The sequence below is a fragment of the Streptomyces sp. NPDC006516 genome, from assembly GCF_040611875.1.
Taxonomy (GTDB): Bacteria; Actinomycetota; Actinomycetes; order Streptomycetales; family Streptomycetaceae; genus Streptomyces.
Window position 1 is genome coordinate 129,194 of the sequence record NZ_JBEXPD010000011.1, and the last position, 17,716, is coordinate 146,909.

Annotated in this window: 13 protein-coding genes, 1 tRNA gene and 3 pseudogenes; 11 read left to right on the forward strand and 6 right to left on the reverse strand. The window is 71.5% G+C overall.

Annotated features, from left to right (window positions below):
* Nucleotides 1–64: 64 nt before the first annotated feature.
* The 3 genes from ABZY45_RS26120 to ABZY45_RS26130 are packed head-to-tail and all read left to right on the forward strand — an operon-like array spanning nt 65 to nt 4,259.
* Nucleotides 65–1,498, forward strand: a complete 1,434-nt coding sequence (locus ABZY45_RS26120; RefSeq protein ID WP_356743539.1) for an FGGY family carbohydrate kinase — start codon at nt 65–67, stop codon at nt 1,496–1,498.
* The gene (locus ABZY45_RS26125; RefSeq protein WP_356743541.1) at nt 1,495–2,916 is read left to right on the forward strand and encodes an FAD-dependent oxidoreductase; all 1,422 of its coding nucleotides are present in this window, start codon (nt 1,495–1,497) and stop codon (nt 2,914–2,916) included. The genes ABZY45_RS26120 and ABZY45_RS26125 overlap by 4 nt, the downstream gene beginning before the upstream one ends.
* Nucleotides 2,913–4,259 carry an FAD-dependent oxidoreductase gene (locus tag ABZY45_RS26130; protein WP_356743543.1) on the forward strand — a complete coding sequence of 449 codons (1,347 nt, stop codon included), beginning with the start codon at nt 2,913–2,915 and terminating at the stop codon, nt 4,257–4,259. Before ABZY45_RS26125 ends, ABZY45_RS26130 begins: the two co-directional genes overlap by 4 nt.
* 39 nt (nt 4,260–4,298) lie before the next feature.
* Here the strand turns inward: ABZY45_RS26130 and ABZY45_RS26135 are convergent, their stop codons facing one another.
* From ABZY45_RS26135 to ABZY45_RS26145, 3 genes are all read right to left on the reverse strand, one after another.
* Nucleotides 4,299–4,742 carry a hypothetical protein gene (locus ABZY45_RS26135; RefSeq protein ID WP_356743545.1) on the reverse strand — a complete coding sequence of 148 codons (444 nt, stop codon included), beginning with the start codon at nt 4,740–4,742 and terminating at the stop codon, nt 4,299–4,301.
* 91 nt (nt 4,743–4,833) lie between these two features.
* Nucleotides 4,834–5,256: a DUF350 domain-containing protein gene (locus tag ABZY45_RS26140; protein ID WP_356743547.1), complete on the reverse strand. Its 423-nt coding sequence runs from the start codon at nt 5,254–5,256 to the stop codon at nt 4,834–4,836.
* 106 nt (nt 5,257–5,362) lie between these two features.
* On the reverse strand, nt 5,363–5,938 hold the full coding sequence (locus tag ABZY45_RS26145) for a DUF309 domain-containing protein (RefSeq protein ID WP_356743549.1): 576 nt from the start codon (nt 5,936–5,938) through the stop codon (nt 5,363–5,365).
* 107 nt (nt 5,939–6,045) lie between these two features.
* Here ABZY45_RS26145 and ABZY45_RS26150 point away from each other — a divergent pair, with 107 nt between their 5' ends.
* Together ABZY45_RS26150 and ABZY45_RS26155 are read left to right on the forward strand one after the other, a co-directional pair.
* On the forward strand, nt 6,046–8,703 hold the full coding sequence (locus ABZY45_RS26150; protein WP_356743551.1) for an AAA family ATPase: 2,658 nt from the start codon (nt 6,046–6,048) through the stop codon (nt 8,701–8,703).
* Nucleotides 8,704–8,753: 50 nt separating this feature from the next.
* A tRNA-Pro gene (locus ABZY45_RS26155) sits at nt 8,754–8,827 on the forward strand.
* A gap of 100 nt (nt 8,828–8,927) precedes the next feature.
* Here ABZY45_RS26155 and ABZY45_RS26160 read toward each other — a convergent pair.
* A pseudogene (locus ABZY45_RS26160) lies at nt 8,928–9,506 on the reverse strand (ABC transporter ATP-binding protein); the annotation flags it as partial.
* Between ABZY45_RS26160 and ABZY45_RS26165 the strand changes: the two are divergent.
* Nucleotides 9,506–10,268 (forward strand): annotated as a pseudogene (locus tag ABZY45_RS26165) (AraC family transcriptional regulator); the annotation flags it as partial. The pseudogenes ABZY45_RS26160 and ABZY45_RS26165 overlap by 1 nt on opposite strands.
* Nucleotides 10,269–10,342: 74 nt before the next feature.
* Here the strand turns inward: ABZY45_RS26165 and ABZY45_RS26170 are convergent.
* Nucleotides 10,343–11,335 (reverse strand): aldo/keto reductase, encoded by a 993-nt coding sequence (locus tag ABZY45_RS26170; protein ID WP_356743552.1) that lies wholly within the window; start codon nt 11,333–11,335, stop codon nt 10,343–10,345.
* Between the two features lie 124 nt (nt 11,336–11,459).
* Here ABZY45_RS26170 and ABZY45_RS26175 point away from each other — a divergent pair, with 124 nt between their 5' ends.
* The 3 genes and pseudogenes from ABZY45_RS26175 to ABZY45_RS26185 form a co-directional block, all read left to right on the forward strand.
* Complete coding sequence (locus ABZY45_RS26175; RefSeq protein WP_356743554.1) at nt 11,460–12,080, forward strand: TetR family transcriptional regulator; 621 nt, start codon at nt 11,460–11,462, stop codon at nt 12,078–12,080.
* Nucleotides 12,081–12,339: 259 nt separating this feature from the next.
* The gene (locus ABZY45_RS26180; protein ID WP_356743555.1) at nt 12,340–14,082 is read left to right on the forward strand and encodes an endo-1,4-beta-xylanase; all 1,743 of its coding nucleotides are present in this window, start codon (nt 12,340–12,342) and stop codon (nt 14,080–14,082) included.
* Nucleotides 14,083–14,157: 75 nt separating this feature from the next.
* A pseudogene (locus tag ABZY45_RS26185) lies at nt 14,158–14,403 on the forward strand (CBS domain-containing protein); the annotation flags it as partial.
* A 112-nt stretch (nt 14,404–14,515) separates the two neighbouring features.
* On the opposite strand, the gene ABZY45_RS26190 reads toward ABZY45_RS26185, so the two are convergent.
* A complete protein-coding gene (locus ABZY45_RS26190) occupies nt 14,516–15,439 on the reverse strand; it encodes a LysR family transcriptional regulator (protein WP_356743556.1) in 924 nt (307 codons plus the stop codon).
* A 142-nt stretch (nt 15,440–15,581) separates the two neighbouring features.
* On the opposite strand from ABZY45_RS26190, the gene ABZY45_RS26195 reads away from it, so the two are divergent.
* Together ABZY45_RS26195 and ABZY45_RS26200 are read left to right on the forward strand one after the other, a co-directional pair.
* Nucleotides 15,582–17,042, forward strand: a complete 1,461-nt coding sequence (locus ABZY45_RS26195; RefSeq protein ID WP_356743557.1) for an MFS transporter — start codon at nt 15,582–15,584, stop codon at nt 17,040–17,042.
* Between the two features lie 20 nt (nt 17,043–17,062).
* On the forward strand, nt 17,063–17,602 hold the full coding sequence (locus tag ABZY45_RS26200; protein WP_356743559.1) for a pyridoxamine 5'-phosphate oxidase family protein: 540 nt from the start codon (nt 17,063–17,065) through the stop codon (nt 17,600–17,602).
* Nucleotides 17,603–17,716: the final 114 nt, after the last annotated feature.

The window sequence follows — 17,716 nt, forward strand, 5'->3', positions numbered from 1 at the left end:
GTCGCCAGGACCAGATGATCACGGATCCGCCCCCGACCGGGCGGCCGCAGGACTGGAGCGTGGATTGACCGGACCGGTACTCGCCGTCGACCAGGGGACGTCCGGAACCAAGGCCCTGGTGATCTGCCCGGAGCGTGGGGTGATCGGCTCCGCGACGGCGCCCGTGCGCCCGCATCACGGCGCGGGCGGACTGGTGGAGACGGACCCCGCGGAGCTGCTCGGCTCGGTCCTCGACGCCGGGCGGCGGGCGGTCGCGGAAGCGGGCGAGCCCGTGGCGGCGGTCGGTCTGGCCAACCAGGGCGAGACGGTGCTGGCCTGGGACCCGGCGACAGGCCGGCCCCTCACGCGCGCCGTCGTCTGGCAGGACCGGCGCGCGGAGGCGCTGTGCGCGGAGTTGGGCGCCCACGCCGAGGAGTTGAAGGAGCTCACCGGACTGCCGCTCGATCCGTACTTCGCCGCGCCCAAGATGGCGTGGATACGCCGTGAGCTGACCCGGAAGGGAGTCGTGACCACCAGCGACTCCTGGCTGGTCCACCAGCTGACAGGAGCCTTCGTCACCGACGCGGCCACCGCGGGGCGTACCCAGCTGCTCGGGCTCCATGACGTCGGCTGGTCGCCTGCCGCGCTGGAGATCTTCGGCCTGTCCGGTGAACAGCTCCCCACGGTCGTCGACTGCGCCGGTCCGGTGGGCACCACCACCGCCTTCGGCGGCGAGATCCCCCTGACGGGCCTCATCGTGGACCAGCAGGCCGCCCTCCTGGCGCAGAACGCCCTGGAACCCGGAAACGCCAAGTGCACGTACGGAACAGGCGCGTTCCTCCTCGCCCAGACCGGGAGCCGGCCCAGCGCGGGGGCCACCGGCCTGGTCAGCTGCGTGGCCTGGCGGCTCGGCGGGCGGACCGACTACTGCCTGGACGGACAGGTCTACACGGCGGCGTCGGCCGTGCGCTGGCTCACCGACCTCGGGGTGATCTCCGCAGCCGCGGACCTCGACACCGTCGGCGCGACGGTGCCCGGCACCGGGGGCGTCACCTTCGTTCCGGCGCTCGCCGGCCTCGCCGCCCCCTGGTGGCGCAGCGACCTGCGGGGTTCCGTGACCGGTCTCGGGCTCGACACCACCGCGGGTCACCTGGTCCGCGCGCTGTGCGAGGGCATCGCCGCACAGGTCGTCGCGCTGGCCGACGCCGTCACGTGTGAGCTGGGCGCGCCACTGACCGCACTGCGGGTGGACGGCGGTCTGACCCGCTCGGCCCTGCTCATGCAGACACAGGCGGACCTGTTGCAACGGCCGGTCGAGGTCTCGGCACTGCCCGACGTGACCGCGCTCGGCGCCGGTGCGCTGGCCCGCCTCGGACTCGACCCGAAGCTCCCGACGCGGCAGGCGACACCCAACTGGCGGCCCTCCGCCGTGTACGAACCACGGATCGGCCCCGACGAGGCGGCGGAGCGCCTCGACGGCTTCCGGGCCGCCGTGGACGCCCTCCTGGAGCGTTCATGACCGAGACCGTCACCACCGAGGGGCCTGTGCACCGGCACGACGGTCCGGAGGGCCGGTACGACGTCACCGTGGTCGGCGCGGGCGTGGTCGGCGCGGCCATCGCCCGCGAACTGGCGTGCCACCGGCTGCGGACCGCCCTGGTCGAGGCCGCCGACGACATCGGCAGCGGCACGTCGAAGGCCAACACCGCGATCCTGCACACCGGTTTCGACGCCGTACCCGGCTCGCTGGAGGCCCGGCTCGTACGCGAGGGAAAGGAACTGCTCACCGCCTACGCGGCCGAGACCGGCATCCCCGTGGAGCGCGTCGGCGCCCTCCTCGTCGCCTGGGACGAGGAGCAACTGGCCGCCCTGCCAAGGCTTCTGGACAAGGCGGTCCGCAACGGCTACCACGCCGCCCGCCTCGTGGGCCCCGGCGAACTGCGGGTCCGCGAACCACATCTGGGGCCCGGCGCACTGGGGGCCCTGGAAGTCCCGGACGAGAGCATCATCTGCCCCTGGACCACTCCGCTCGCCTTCGCCACCCAGGCCGTCCGGGCGGGTGTCCACCTGCACCTGAACTGCCGGGTGCGGGACATCGCCGGCGACGGGCACGGTCATACGCTCACGACCTCGCGCGGCCCGCTGCGCACCCGCTATCTGGTCAACGCCGCCGGCCTGTACGCCGACGAGATCGACCGGCTCCTCGGCCACGACGTCTTCACCGTGACCCCGCGCCGCGGTCAGCTCATCGTCTTCGACAAGCTCGCCCGCGACCTCGTCAGCCACATCCTGCTGCCGGTCCCGGGCCCCGCCGGCAAGGGCGTCCTGGTCGCACCGACCGTCTTCGGCAACGTCCTCCTCGGCCCCACGGCAGAGGAACTCGACGACAAGAGCGCCTCCGGGTCCACGGCCGAAGGTCTGCGGATGCTGCGGGAGAAGGGCCGCCGGATCGTGCCCGCGCTCCTGGACGAGGAAGTCACCGCCGTCTACGCGGGCCTGCGCGCCGCCACCGGGCAGGAGGACTACCGCATCCAGGAGTACCCGGACCTGCGGTACGTCGCGGTGGGCGGCATCCGGTCCACCGGCCTCACCGCCTCCATGGCGATCGCCCGGCACGTCGGCGGGCTGCTCGCCGCCGCGGGCCTGGAACTCGGCGACCCCCACGAGCTCCCGCCGCTCACGATGCCCGGCATCGGCGAGGCTTCCACCCGGCCCTACCGCGACGCCGGTCTCATCGCCCGGGACCCGGCCTACGGCACCCTCGTCTGCCACTGCGAGCGGGTCACCCTCGGCGAGATCCGGGACGCCCTCTCCGCGACCGTCCCGCCGCGGTCCCTCGACGGCCTGCGGCGCCGGACACGTGCCCGTGGGGGCCGGTGCCAGGGTTTCTACTGCGGCGCGGCCGTACGCGCCCTCTTCGAGGAGGCACGACCATGACCGCGACCGTACGGGAGGTCGACGTCCTGATCGTCGGGGCGGGCCCCGCCGGTCTCGCGGCCGGAGCCGAACTCGCCGCGGCGGGTGCGGGCCGGGTGGAGATCCTGGAGCGCGAACAGGAGGCGGGCGGGATACCCCGGCACTGCCACCACGGCGGATTCGGTGGCCCCGTCACCCGGTCGGTGTACGCCTGGGCCGCGATGAACCACCCCGCGCACCTCCGGTCCGCGGTGAGCGGTCCGCCGTACGCCCGGTCCGAGGGGAGCGCTCCCACCGGCGTCCGGACGAGGTGGGTTCCGGGAGGGCCGAGCGGTCCCGCATTCGCGCGCCGGCACATCGAGGCGGCCCTGCGCGCGGGAGCCGCACTGCGCACGGGGATCACCGTCACCGGCTGGGCGGGACCCCGTACCGTCGAGACCACCGGACCCGGCGGGCTCGAACGCATCACGGCCCGCGCCGTCGTCCTCGCCACCGGCGCACGCGAACGGCCGCGCAGCGCCCGGCTGATCCCGGGAAGCCGCCCCGCCGGCGTCTACACCACCGGTGAACTCCAGCAGGCCGTCCACCTCTACGGGCAGTGGATCGGCACCAGGGCGGTCGTCGTCGGCAACGATCCCGTCGGCCACGCCGCCGTCGCCACCCTGCTGGCCGCGGGCGTCCAGGTGGTCGCCGTGGTCACCGATCAGCCGTCCCGCCCGAAGCCCGTCCGCAGCCGCCGGATCCCCCTGCTGACCGGGGCCACGGTCACCGGCCTGACCGGCGGAACCCGGCTGACCGGGGTGGGCCTGCGGCACGACGACGGCCGGACCACCACGCTGCGCTGCGACACCGTGGTCCTCACCGGTGACTACGTCCCCGACCACGAACTCGCCAGACGCGGCGGGATCCAGCTCGACCCCGGTACCCGGGGGCCCGCCTACGACGCCGCGTACCGTACGTCCCGGCCAGGCGTCTTCGCCGTCGGGAACCTGCTGCACGCCGTGGAGCGCGCGGGCGTCGCGGCCGAGGAGGGCAGGGCCGTGGCCGTGCCCGTACTGCACCACCTGGCCGGCACGGCGGAACCCGCCGGGAGCCGGAAGCCACTGCTCGTCGACGCGCCCCTGCGGTGGATCGCCCCCAACGTGACGGGCCCGGACGGCGCGCGGCCACAGGGCGACAGGTTCGTGCTGCGCACCACGCGCAGGCTTTCCCGGCCGCTGCTGGTCGTCACCCAGGGCCGACGTGAACTCCACCGCCAGCGGCTGCTGTTGCCCGCGATACCCGGCAGGCCGATCCATCTGGCGGCAGGCTGGCTCGACGGGGTCGACCCGGAGGGCCCGCCCGTGCGGATCACCGCGTTGTGACAGGCGCGGGGTGCGCTCCTGCCGGCCGTCGGCCGTCGTTCAGGGGATGAGCAGCCAGTCCGCCCCGACCGCCGCTACCAGGCCCACGCCGAGCAGCCAGCTGCCGAGCCGGGTCCGGCCGTTCCTGCTGAGTTCGATCACCAGCCCGCAGAGGATGAGCGCGAGGCCGTACACCCCGACGACGAGGACCGAGGAACGGCTCGCTATCCGGAGGGCGAGGACCACGGCCATCGCCGCCATGCCCACCGACGAGAGCAGGATCCGCAGCCGCCGCGCCTGACGCGGTGTGAGTCTCCCGACCCGCGCGGCGGGCTCGGGTATCTCCGCCGCCCTCAGATCCTCTTCCTGTTCCCGGTCCTCCGGCGCGGGACCCGGTGTGTCCCGTGCTGCGGGGCCCCGCTGTGCGTCCGGCGCCGCAGGGTCCCGCTGTGCGTCCCGCTCTTGGTCCCGCTTTTGGTCCTGGTCCTGGTCCGAAGTGCTCATGACGCCGGATCGTAATGGCTGCGCAGGGCCTTGTTCGCCGGACCTAGGGATCGGCCACCGTGATCGGGCGCGAGGGATCTGCCGTGAGAGATCAGGCGATCGACGCGGACACGATGGCGGCGACCGCCAGATTGCAGGACGCCGTCACCCACACCGCCGGGTGCGGTTCCCGCTCCACCAGCGTGGCACCCAGCTTTCCGGGCGTGACCAGGTCCACGACGAGGAAGGCGACGGCCATCATGATCAGACCGAGCAGCCCGAAGGCGGCCGTCGAGGCGAGCCCCTTGCCGAAGTCCTCGTACGTCGTCCAGATCGAGGTGAACACGATGCCGCCGATGCCCACCAGGGCCGAGCTCAGGAGGAGCGCGGCGTTGCGGTTGCGCTCCTCCCATATCTGCCGGCCGAGCTTGCCCGGCGTCAGGGCGTCGATCAGAAATATGCCGAGAACGAGCAGTACGACGCCGAGGGCCCCGTATGCGGTGGCACGGCCGAGGCCGTTGATGATGTCGGTCATCGGGGCGTCCGTCTCCTGAGCGAGTGGTTCGGAAAAGGGGAACGTGCATCGACGAACGCGATCGACACGCCGTCAAGAAGGAGCAAAACCTATCGCACGCACGGCCTTACCCCTCGGGCCGGTCCCCTCGCAGCAACCGGGGGGCCTCCGCCGCCGCGTCAGGGACGGGAGCACCTTCCCGCCCGACGCGCACGCCGGAAGGACCGGCCGCCGCCGCCCGGCGCCCGGCATCGGTGCCCTCGTGGCCCGACGGGTCCACGCGCCCGGCCAACTCCTCGGCCCAGACGATCAGTCCGCCCACCCCGACCCCGTACGGATCGACGTCGCGGAACCCTGCGACAGCGGCGGCGCCCCGCCTCAACAGCCGTGCCCCGCCTGCCGCGTTCCCCCGGGCCGCGTGCGTCAGCCCCACCGCCATCTGCGCCAGACCGCGCCACAGCTCGCGTTCCTCCTCCGGCCCCGACTTCCACGCGTCCTCGAACACCTCGTGGGCGTGGAACGGCATCCCCGCGTCGAGCAGTCGCTGTGCCTCGCGGACCGTCTCCTCGGGGGAGCGGACCACGCCCTCCGGCTGCCGCTCCACCCCCTCAGCCCCGTAAGGCAGGGGGCGCCCGAGCCCGTCCCGGGGGCGCGCATTGCGCGCCCGTCCTTCCTCGTCACGGTCCCTGCGAGATTCGTCCACCCTCCGATTGTGCCTCGCACCTGCGACGAACCCTGGGAACTCTGTCCCTGGGCACCCGCGCGCGGCTAGGCTCGGAATCCTCCGCAACCACCCTGGGAAGGGGAGGCATGAAGCCGTCCCGGCCGTTGTACGAGCGCGAACCGGAACTCGCCGCCGCCGCAAAGGCGGTGGACGCCCTCTGCGGCGGGCAGGCAGCCGGAGGGCTGCTGGTCTTCAGCGGCGAAGCCGGCATCGGGAAGACCGCCCTGCTGGCCGAGATCCAGGCCATGGCCGCCGACCGCTGCACCATCTGGTCGGCGCGCGGCGGCGAGACGGTGACCTCGGTGCCGTTCCACGTCGTACGCCAGCTCCTCCAGCCCGCCCTGGACCGGTTCCCGGCCGACGAGACCCGCGCCCTGTTCGGCGACTGGTTCGAGATCACCGCGCCGGCCCTCGGCCTCGCCGAGCCCAGCGGCCCGCAGCCCGATCCGCAAGGCGTGCGGGACGGCTTGGACTTCGTCGTGTCCCGGCTCGCCTCCCGCCTCAGTCACCGGCCGCTGCTCCTCATAGTGGACGACGCGCACTGGGCGGACGGCGAGTCCCTCGCCTGGCTCGCCGGGTTCACCGCGCGGCTGTCCGAACTCCCCGTGCTGGTCGTCCAGGCCCACCGTCCTCAGGAACTCGCCGACCGCAACGCCGACTGGGCCATGACCCGGAGCCCGGCGAGCGGCGGTGCCGCAGGACACCCGGCCCTGGTCCGCGTCGCCCTGCGCGCGCTCACCCCCGATGCCACGGCCGAGCTCGTGCGGGCCGGCCTGGGCGACCACGCCGACGACCCGTTCTGCCGCGAGGTCTGGGCCGTCACCGGCGGAAATCCCTACGAGGCGGTGGAGCTCGTCGCCAAGGCACAGGACCGCGAACTCGCGCCGGTCGAGGAGTCCGCGGGCCTGCTGCGCGAACTCGGCGCCTCGGCCCGGGGCAGCGGACTCGTCGCCCGCCTCGAACGCCTGGGCACGAACGCCAACCGCTTCGCCTGGGCGGCGGCCGTGCTCGGTACCGAGATCTCCCAGGAACTCGCCGCCAACCTGGCCGGGATGAGCTCGGCGGAGGCCGCCGACTGCACGGCGAGGCTCCGCGACGCCCGTATCGTCAGCGGCTTCGACCCGCTGGAATTCGTGCACCCGCTCATCGCGAGTGCCGTCTACCGGTCCATCCCGCCGGCGACCCGCACCGCGATGCACGGACGCGCGGCCTGGGCGATCACTCAGGCAGGGCTCGGCGCCGCTGCCGCCTCCCGCCATCTGCTCGAGGTCCACCCGGACGACGACCAGGAACTGGTCGCCCAGCTCCGCGAGGCAGCACGCCAGCATCTGGCGGTCGGTGCCCCGGAAGCCGCGAGGCGCTGTCTCGAACGGGCTCTGGAAGAACCGCCGCGCCCCCACGACCGTGCCGCCCTCCTGTACGAACTGGGCTGCGCCACACTGCTCTCCTCGCCGGCCACCACTGTCCAGCACCTGCGGGCCGCCCTCGACACACCCGGGCTCGACGCGGCGCTGAGGATCGACGCCACCTTCCGCCTCGCCTCGGCCCTGTCCCACAACAACCAGCTCAAGGACGCGGCGCTCTCCCTGGCGGCGGAGGCGGCGCGCACCGAACCCGGCCCCGGCCTGATGCGTCTCCAGGCCGCGCACTTCCTGTGGGAGGGCATGCAGGCATCCGAGGACGACGGCCCCGGACGGTCGGCCCGGCTCGCTCGCAACGCCGACCACCTCAAGGGCCGCGACAACGCCGAGCGCGCGCTGCTCACCCTGCGGGCCTTCGACGCGATGCTTCGCGGGGAGGACGCCCAGATCATCGCGGACTTCTGCGAACGCGCGCTCGTGGACGGCCGCCCCGCACGCGGGCTCGGCTGGACCGACACCGAATGGGGCTTCGAGCTTCCCGCCATGGTCGGCATCACCTATGCCTTCACCGACCGTCTCGACCGGGCCGAAGCACTCTTCAGCGAGGCCGTCCGCGCCTTCGAGATCTCCGGCTGGAGCGGAGCGCACCTCGCCTTCGCACACACCCTCCTGGGGCTTGTGCACCGCAGGCGTGGCCGTCTCGCCGAAGCGGAGGGCTTCCTGCGCGAAGGGCTGAGGCTCGCAGACCGGGCCGGCAGCGGACTCCCGGTCCACTGGGACGCCACCTGCCTGCTCGTCGACACTCTGCTCGCCCGCGGCCGGACGGCGGAGGCCCGGCTGGTCGCCGACCGGTACGACTTCGGTCCGCCGTACCCCAGCGCCATGGTCCTGCCGGACGCCCCGTGCGTACGCGGACGACTGCTCCTGGCCGAAGGCCGCGTAGCGGAAGCCGTGGCGGAGCTGGAGTCGGCGGGAGCCGCACTGGAGCCCCGGGGCCGCTTCAACGGGGTCTGGGCGCCCTGGGCCTGCGACCTCGCCCGTGCCCTTGCCGACACCGACCCGGTCCGCGCCGCCGAGCTGGCCACCCGTGCCCGCGTCCACGCGGAGCGCCTCGGCACCGGCACGGCCATCGGCGAGGCCCTGCGCTGCGTCTCCCTCTTCGCGCCGGAGGAGGAGGCCGTCCACCTGCTGGCCGAGGCCGTGCGCCACCTGGAGGCCTCCTCGTCCGCCTACGAGCACGCCTTGGCCCGCTTCGAGTACGGCACCGCGATCCGCTCCCATCGGGAGGTCGCCCGCGCCCAGAAGCTGGCCACCGCCTGCGGGGCGGAAGGGCTGGCGACCCGCGCCCAGCAGGTCCGGGCGTCGATCCGGTCCTCCGAGTGAGGTAATGTTTGTCCTGCGCGGCCACCCGGTGACACCGGGAGGAAACGCATCGGGACGTGGCGCAGCTTGGTAGCGCACTTGACTGGGGGTCAAGGGGTCGCAGGTTCAAATCCTGTCGTCCCGACTCGTGAGAGTCGCAGATCAGGGCCGGTTTCGGAGAAATCCGAGACCGGCCCTTGATCATTTCTGGGGACCAGTTGGGGCCTGGCGTCCTCGGGCCTGATGTCTGCGTGGCTGGTGAGGGTGATGCGTTCTGAGCGCAGACCGACGGTAACCGCCGTTCCATGGGCGGCCGCCCTGTGGGTGGTGACAGCCAAATGCTGCCCCGCAGAGCCGAGTTGAACGCGCACATTCCCGTGGCCCGCAGCTGTGTCAAGGTCGACGACGCCCTCAAGGAGATTGCAGCGGCCGATGAAGCCGGCGACTTCCGGGGTGGCCGGGGTCTCGTAGATCTCGGTGGGGGTGCCGACCTGCTGGAGCCGTCCGTGCATGAATACGGCGATGCGGTCGGACAGCGACATGGCTTCGACCTGGTCGTGGGTGACGTAGACCGTGGTGATGCCGACCTCGCGCTGCAGGTCCTTGAGCCACAGGCGGGCCTGGTCCCGCCTCCTCGCGTCGAGGTTGGGCAGTGGCTCGTCCAGGAGCAGTACACCGGGGGAGTGGACGATGCCGCGTGCCAGGACGACGCGCTGCTTTTGGCCTCCGGAGAGCTGGTGGGGGTAGCGGTCGCGCAGGTGCAGCATGTCGACCTTGCCGAGGGCGTCGTCGATCAGGCGTTGCTGTTCGGGCTTGGAGATCTTGGAACCCGCCCCGTCCGGGCCGCGCCACCTTCCACTACCTCATCGCCGTCACCGAGGGCGAGTTGCGGCACGACGTCGACCACCTCACGCGGGCAGTCGCCCCCGGCCAGTGGCTGTGGGTACGCCCGGGGCATGCGCAGTGCTGGCATCCGCCCGGCGCCGCCCGCGGCCCGTTCATCCTGTTCGAACCGGATGTACTGCGGCCCGACATCGCCCGCCTGCTGGCCCCTCTCACCACACACGAGGCTCCTGCCGTGCTGAGCCCGCACCCCGACGACGCCGCCTGGCTCCAGCAGACGGCACTCCAGCTTCTGGACGAACACCGCGCACTCGGGCGCCGCCCCCTCGACATCCACCACGCCCTGCGGCGCAGCCTGCTCGAATCGCTGCTGCTGCGCCTGGCCAACGCCCCCGGGATCACCCCCGCCGGCACCAGTGCCGGGCAGGAGCCGTGGTGACGCCTACGGACGGTTCACGGACGCCCTGGAGCTGCACTTCCGCGAACTGCACCGGGCCGCGGACTACGCAGAGTTGCTCGGCTGCTCGGTCCGCACCCTCAGCCGCGCCGCCCGGGAAGCCACCGGCAAGGGAGTGCGTGAGCTCATCGACGAGCGACGCCTGCTCGAAGCCCGGCGCCTGCTGGGCAGCGCCCGATGGGATGCCCGGTCCGTGGCCGCCCACCTCGGCTTCACCGACCCCGCGAACTTCGGCCGCTTCTTCCGCGACCGCACCGGCCTCACCCCGGCCGCCTCGGCCCGCGCAGTGAGGACCGAAACACGTGACGGAAACGCAGCGCAGGCCCCTTGCCCGTCAGGAGGCGAGGACTCCCGGCGCGGTCAGTCCGTGGTGAAACTGGACAGCAGCGCAGCGGGGTAGCGGCTGCCTGCCGAGCCGTGGGGAAGGATCTCGGCGATGCGGGCCAGATCGGCGGCGGAGAGCTGGACGTCGGCGGCGTCGGCGTTCTCCTCGAGGCGCTTGGTGCTGCGGGTGCCGGGAATGGGCGCGATGTCCTCGCCCTGGGCGAGCAGCCATGCCAGCGCGAGCTGGGCGGTGGTGATGCCTTTGGTGTCGGCCAGGATCTTGAGCTGGTCGATGGCGTGCGCGTTGTACGTGTAGTTCTCGCCCTGCCAGCGCTCGTCCCAGCTGCGCATGTCGTCCGCGGGGTACTCGCTGGCGGGTTTGACCTGGCCGGCAAGGAAGCCGCGGCCGAGCGGGGAGTAGGGCACCAGGCCGATGCCGAGCTCCCGCAGAACGGGAAGGATCTCCTCCTCCACCTCCCGCTCGAAGAGCGAGTACTCGTACTGGAGCGCGGAGACCGGGGTGACGGCGTGGGCGCGGCGGATGTACTGGGGGCCGACGTTGCTCAGGCCGAAGTACTTCACCTTGCCCTCGGTGATCAGTTCACCGACCACACCGGCGACCTCCTCGACCGGAACGGCGGGGTCGGAGATGTGCTGGTAGAAGAGGTCGATGTGGTCGCTCTGCAGGTAGCGCAGGCTGTTCTCGGCGACCTTGCGGATGTTCTCCGGTCGGCTGTCGAAGCCCGGGCTGTGCGGCGGGGCGGTCATGTCGAAGCCGAACTTGGTGGCGAGGACCACCTCGGCGCGGAAACCCTTGACCGCCTCGCCCAGGAGGATCTCGTTGCTGCCGGTGCCGGCGCCGTACAGCTCAGCGGTGTCGAAGAAGTCGATCCCGACGTCGTGGGCGCGGCGGATGGTCGCGATGCCCTCGTCGTCGTTCGAGGCACCGTAGGCCATGGACATGCCCATGGTGCCCAGGCCGAGCGCCGAGACGCGCAGACCCTGAGAGCCCAGATTGCGGTGCTGCATGAGAGTTCACTCCTCAGTGTTCGCCGGCTTCACCCGCAGGGGTCAAACCGAACTGTTCTGTTTGACTCTACGCGTCGATCGCTGGGATGCCAAACCGAACGGTTTGGTGCCTTATCCTCGGGTTATGTCCCCCTCCCGCGACTCACACCAGACTGCAGCGCCCGCCCCCGGTGGCGACACCACACGCGAGCGCATCCTTACCGCCGCCATGGAGGAGTTCGCCCGCCACGGCATCGCCGGCGCCCGCGTGGACCGCATCGCCAAACTCGCCAGGACGAGCAAGGAACGCGTCTACGCCTACTTCCGCGGCAAAGATGCGCTCTATGCCGCCGTCGCTGCACGGGAGCACGTCGTCATCGCCGAGGCCACCCAGCTGGACCCGTCCGACCTCCCTGGCTACGCGGGCCGGCTGTTCGACTACTTCGTCGCCCGTCCGGACCACCACCGCCTGATCACCTGGGGCCGCCTCGAACTGCCGGGCACCACGGCCGCTGCCGACGATCACGCCCAGGTATTGATCGCCCGCAAGATCGACCTGCTCCGCCAGGTGCAGCAGGCCGGGCAGCTCGACCGCGCCTGGGACCCGGCCGACGTCCTGGCCCTGGTCAACCAGATCGCCATGACCTGGGCCGCGCAGCCCGAACTCAGCGAGGCCGCCGCCACACACGCCGTGGACCCCGCCATCGCCGCCCGCCGCGCCGCGGTGGTGACCGCTGTCGAGCGGCTTTTCCCCCGAGCGCACTAAAAGAGCGTTTTGTTCCGCCAGGGGCGTTTGATAAGGCGGCGAAGTCGAGTAGGTCACGGTCGCTCGAGAGGGTGGCACGTGGAATTCAATGCTGGTATGGAGAACGCCTTGTGGGTTCCGCGCAGGCCGCAACGATCCTGGCCCGCTCCGCCACACGAGCTGGGGCGTGCCGCACAAGGCCGCCGTCCCTCATGCGTGATGAACTGTGGCCCGGCTTCGAGACGTTGATCTCGTCTCGAACAAGAGAGTGGGAGGGACCGTGGACCTTGGTGGGGGGACGTGGCAGCGACTGACCGCCGTGGCGCTCGTCATGGCGGTGGCGGCCGGGTGTACGGGGCACGGCGAAGGCGCGGGCGGCGGAAACGGCGAAGACCTGCTGCGGAACCACGACTGGACGCAGATGCCGGGCACCACCGCGCGGAACGACATCCTGCGGGTCAGCGCATCGGATCGGCGCATCGTGGAGCAGGACTCCTCCGGCGGCCAGCCCAACCCCCCGCTGAACCTGGCCGGCCCGCATCTCAGGTCCGAGGGCGACTTCACGGTCACCGCGCGCATGTCCGGTGTGGGTGACGATGACGGCGACTCATGGCTGCGGCTGTACGGACGGGTACCGGTCATCTACGACGAGTGGCGCCAGGAGCGGCCCTCACTCCGCGTCGGCGTGACCGCCGACGGACAAGTGAAGGTACAGATATGGGACGGCGAGGGCGATGAGCCGGCCACCTCCATGGATTTCGACTGCGGCTGCTCCGGGACGGTGACGCTCGCCGTGTCGAGCATCGGTGACACATTCCGCGTAAAAGCCGACGGGCGGCGGCTGGGAACCGTGCCGGACCCCGGGGTGTTCGCCGAGGGCACTGTCTGGTTCGGTCTGGAGGCGGACGCGGGCGAAGACGAGCGCCGCGGGGGATGGAGTCTGACGCAGCTGATCGCGCGGGCAGAGAGCGGTGACTCGCTCCGCGTGATCAAGGCGCCGCAGCTACGGCAGGAGCAGTCCGACGACTCGCTGCGTGCGCGGGCCGCAGACGTGGGGCGGCCGTTCGACGTCGGCGCCGCCCTGGCCGAGAACCCGCTGCTCACCGACTCACGCTACCGGGCGCTCGCGGGGAGCCAGTTCTCCATGCTCACTCCGGAGAACGCGTTCAAGCCACAGTTCCTCCACCCACGCCGGGGCGTCTACGACTTCCGCGACGCGGACCTACTCGTACGCTTCGCCCGCGCAAACGACATGAAGGTGCACGCGCACACCCTCGTCTGGCACGAGGCTCTGCCCAACTGGATGCGGGAGAACGACGACCCCGAGGAGGTGCGCCGGACCATGCTCAGGCACATCGCCATGGTCGCGGGGCACTTCAAGGGAGAAGCCGCGGAATGGGATGTGGTCAACGAGCCCATGTCCGACGACGAGAAGAGCTACACCAACGGGGATCTCGGCCTGCGCTCCGAGCAGAGCCCGTGGTTCGAGGCCATGGGCGAGGAGTACATCGACGAGGCGTTCAGGGCCGCCCACCGGGCCGATCCGAAGGCGCGGCTGTTCCTCAACGAGTACGGGGTCGAGGAGGACGGCGAGCGGTGGGACGCCCTCTACGATCTGGTCAAGCGGCTCAAGAAACGCGGCGTACCGATCGACGGCGTGGGTTTCCAGAACCATGAGTACGCACCCGGCGACCGCATCGACCCGGAGACCTTCCGCAGCCATGTGCGGGATCTGGCGGAGCTCGGGGTGCAGGCCCGGGTGTCGGAGATGGACGTCCCCATCGGTGAGGACGAGGAGGACGGGCGGCAGACCCAGGCTGATGAGATGGCGGGCAAGCTGCGGGTCTGCCTGGAGGAGCCGAACTGCACATCGTTCTCCACATGGGGATTCACCGACCGGTACGGTTCCACCGCCGACACCAAGATCTATCCTCCGCGCACGGCCGATTCCCTGCCGTGGGACGCGGCCCTGCGGCCGAAGCCGGCGTACGAGCGCCTGCTCGAGGCCTTTGACGAGGCGTGAGGAATCAAGGTGCGATCTCTCGGTTTGGTGTCGAGGGTAGTGAGAGCCAAAGAGCGTCTTGTTCCGCCAGGGGCGGCGGTGTACGCCCGCGACGTCCTGGTGGGCCGCGCCCGGGACCGGGCCGCCGATGCCCGGGCCCTGGCCCGGCCGGTTCCGGAGGTCACCGAGGACACGACGGTCGCTGCCGCACTGGACCTGCTGCGCCGGCGTCGCTCCTCGCTCGCCGTGGTCCGCGACGGCGACGGCCGACTCACGGGCATCGTGAGCCTGGACGCCCTCCTGAGCCGCTACCTGCAGCCGGCGGGCAACGCGGCCGGGTGACCGCGCGGTTCCCCCCGCCGGGCGTCCCGACTCCCGGCGAGGACGTGTTGGCGCCCCTTCGCCACCGAGCGAGGGGGCACCAGCAGCGTTCCGGGCGGACGCCTCACCGGGCTCAGCCGGGCACCGCTCTCCTCGGGTCGGCCGGTGCCATGTCCCGGGCGATCTCGTGGGCCGTGCGCCCGAAGAGCTCTATCGCGCGGTTGCTGCCGCCGGACCGCCACATCAGGCCGTAGCCGAGAGGCTTGTCCCCGACCACGGGGACGTAGGAGATACCGGGCCGGCCGTGGTACAGGGCGACGTGCGCGCCTGCCAGCAGGGCCCCGTCGCCCCCGGCGACGAGCGTCAGTGCCTCCTGGAAATTGGTCACGGACGGGCCCTGCTCGATCGGCCTGCCGCTGGGCGTGCGCGTCGGCAGTCGGTGCTCCAGCCAGTACGCCGGAATGTCTCCCGCGATCGTCAGCAGCGCCACACCCGCCAGGTCCTCCAGCGTCACCGCGTCCCGGCTCGCAAGGGTGTGTCCGGTGGCGACCGCCAGCACCCTGTCCTCCGCCAGGAGCGTCGGTCCGCTGGTCAAGTCGGCCTCGTGCACCGGGAAATCCGTCAGCTGGAGGTCGAAATCGCCCCTCCGTAGCATTCCGTACGGATCGGCGAGCGGCACTTCGCACACCTCGACGGCGAGTTCGGGATGCGTGGCGCGCAGCCTCTCGGTCGCCTTCATCACCATCTCACCGGCCAGAGGCGTCGAGAAGCCCACGTGCAGCACCCCCTCGATGCCGCGCGCCGCGGCGACCGCACGCGCCAGGGCGCTCTCGATGCCGCGGTAGTGAGGTTCGAGGTCGTCACGGAGGCGGCTGCCCAGAACGGTCGGAGTCACACTGCGGCTCGTGCGCGTGAACAGGGGCGCACCCACACGGCGTTCGAGTTTCTGGATGAGCTGACTCACCCGGGCGCGCGAAAGGCGCAGGCGGTCGGCGGTCCGGCCGAAGTGCAGTTCCTCGGAGAGCACGAGAAAACACTCGAGTTCGTTCTGGTCCATGTACGTCTCCGGGATCGCGTGAGGCACGGATCGGTAAGCCTGGCTGTACGAACGTTGCGATCATCGCTGTTGTTCCCCTCCGGGCTGTGGAGAAGGCTTGAGGCATCACCAACACCCGCAATCCCGGAAGGGGTTCCTTGTCATGAGTACCTTGAGCAGGTCCGACGGCCTGGACTCGCGCAAGTGGGGCGTGCTGCTCGTGCTGTGCGGCGCGATCTTCCTCGAAGGCATCGATGTCGCGATGCTCAATGTGGCGCTGCCGTCGATCCGCGCCGATCTCGGACTCTCCACCGGTGACCTGCAGTGGGTCATGAGCGCCTACGTACTCGGCTACGGCGGCTTCATGCTTCTCGGCGGGAGGGCGGCCGACCTGTTCGGGCGCCGCCAGATGTTCGTCCTCTGGCTCACCGTCTTCCTGCTGTTCTCCGGGCTCGGCGGATTCGCCACCGAGGGATGGATGCTGATCGTCGCGCGCTTCGTCACGGGCGTGGCCGCGGCCTTCATGACCCCGGCCGGACTGTCCATCATCACGACGGGCTTCGCCGAGGGCCCGGAGCGGAACAAGGCGTTGCTTCTCTACTCGGGCACCGCCGCGGGAGGCTTCACGGTCGGACTGGTCGCAGGTGGGCTGCTCACCGCCATCAGCTGGCGCTGGGTCTTCTTCGCGCCGGTCGCGCTCTCCTTCCTCATCCTGATCGCCGCCCTCGCCTTCGTGCCCGCGTCGGAACGCCCGGACAGATCCGGCAAGCCGGTCGACGCCGCCGGTGCGTTCACGATCACCACCGCCCTCGTGCTGGTCGTGCTGGGCGTCGAGCGTGCGGCCCACGCCGGGATCGCGGCGAGCGCCGCCACCCTCCTCGCCGGGCTGGCCTTCCTCTTCGCCTTCCTCGTCATCGAACGGCGCTCCGCCGATCCCCTCGTACGCCTGGGCATCCTCCGCAGTGGTTCCCTGGTGCGGGCGAACCTCTCGGCGATGCTGTTCGCCGCCGGGTTCTTCGGCTTCCAGTTCCTGGTGGTGCTGTATCTCCAGGAGCTGCGGGGCTGGTCGACGCTGGAGACGAGCTTCGCGATGCTGGTCATCGGGATCGACGCGATCCTCTCTCCGACCCTCACCCCACGGCTGGTCGAGCGCTTCGGCAACGCCAGGGTGATCTTCGGGGGACTCCTGCTGGCGGTGCTCTCCTACGGCCTCTTCCTCCCGCTGGGAGCGGACTGGAGCTACGCGGCGATGTTCCCCGGTCTGATCATCCTCGGCCTCGCCTTCTCCCTGGCCTACGGCCCGCTCACCATCGTGGCCACGGAAGGAATCGCCGAGGAGGAGCAAGGGCTCGCGGGCGGTCTCCTCTACACGGCTTTCCAGTTCGGTGCAGCCCTCGGGCTCTCCGCCGTCACCTCCGTCAGTGTGGCCGCCACGCACGCGCAGACCCCCGGCGCCCTGCTGGAGGGTTACCGGGCCGGCCTGCTCGTGCCGTTCACGGCGGCGGTGGCCGCCGCCGCGATCAGCGCCCTCGGCCTTCGTTCCCGGCGAGGCGCGGTACCGCCCGCCCCGCTGGAGGACGTGCCGGACACCTCCGAGCGGGCCGACCTCCCCGCCTCCCGCTGAATCCCCGAAAGGACAGGCTCGTGACCGACACCGTCAACGGGTTCTCCGAGATCCAGGAGACCTTCCTCGCCTACGTCCGCGACATCAAGTACGCCACCATGGTCACGGTCGACCGCCGGCACCGGCCGCGTGCCCGGGTGCTGATGCCCGTGTGGGAGGTCGTCGACGGCGAGCCGGCCGGCTGGCTCGCCGCCTACCGGACACCTGTCAAGAGCGCGCACCTCGCGGACAACCCCCATACGACGTACGCGTACTGGAGCCCCCGTCAGAACGCGGTCTTCGTGGACAGCGTCTCCACCTGGGCCGACGACGAGGAGTCCAAGGTGCATGCGTGGGACCTGTACGAGCGGGGCGGGCCGTCGGGCCTCGGCTACGACCCGGCCCGCTACTGGCGTGGCGGTCCCGGCGACCCCGGCTACCACGTGCTGCGGATCGTTCCGTGGCGAATCCAGCTCGTCCGCGGTTCCGACCTGCACAGCACACTGTGGCGGAAACGGGAGCCGGCCCCGGCGCAGACGTCGTCCGCCTCGGGGGACCCGGCCGTGGGGATCGCCCGCTGAGCCGGACGGAGCGGGTGCCACGAGCGTGGTGGTGGCACCCGCGTGGCGGCGGGTGCCGCTGACCGGGGGAGGGCGCCCGGCGCAGAGGCCATCGGCACGCGCACGGCCGGCTCC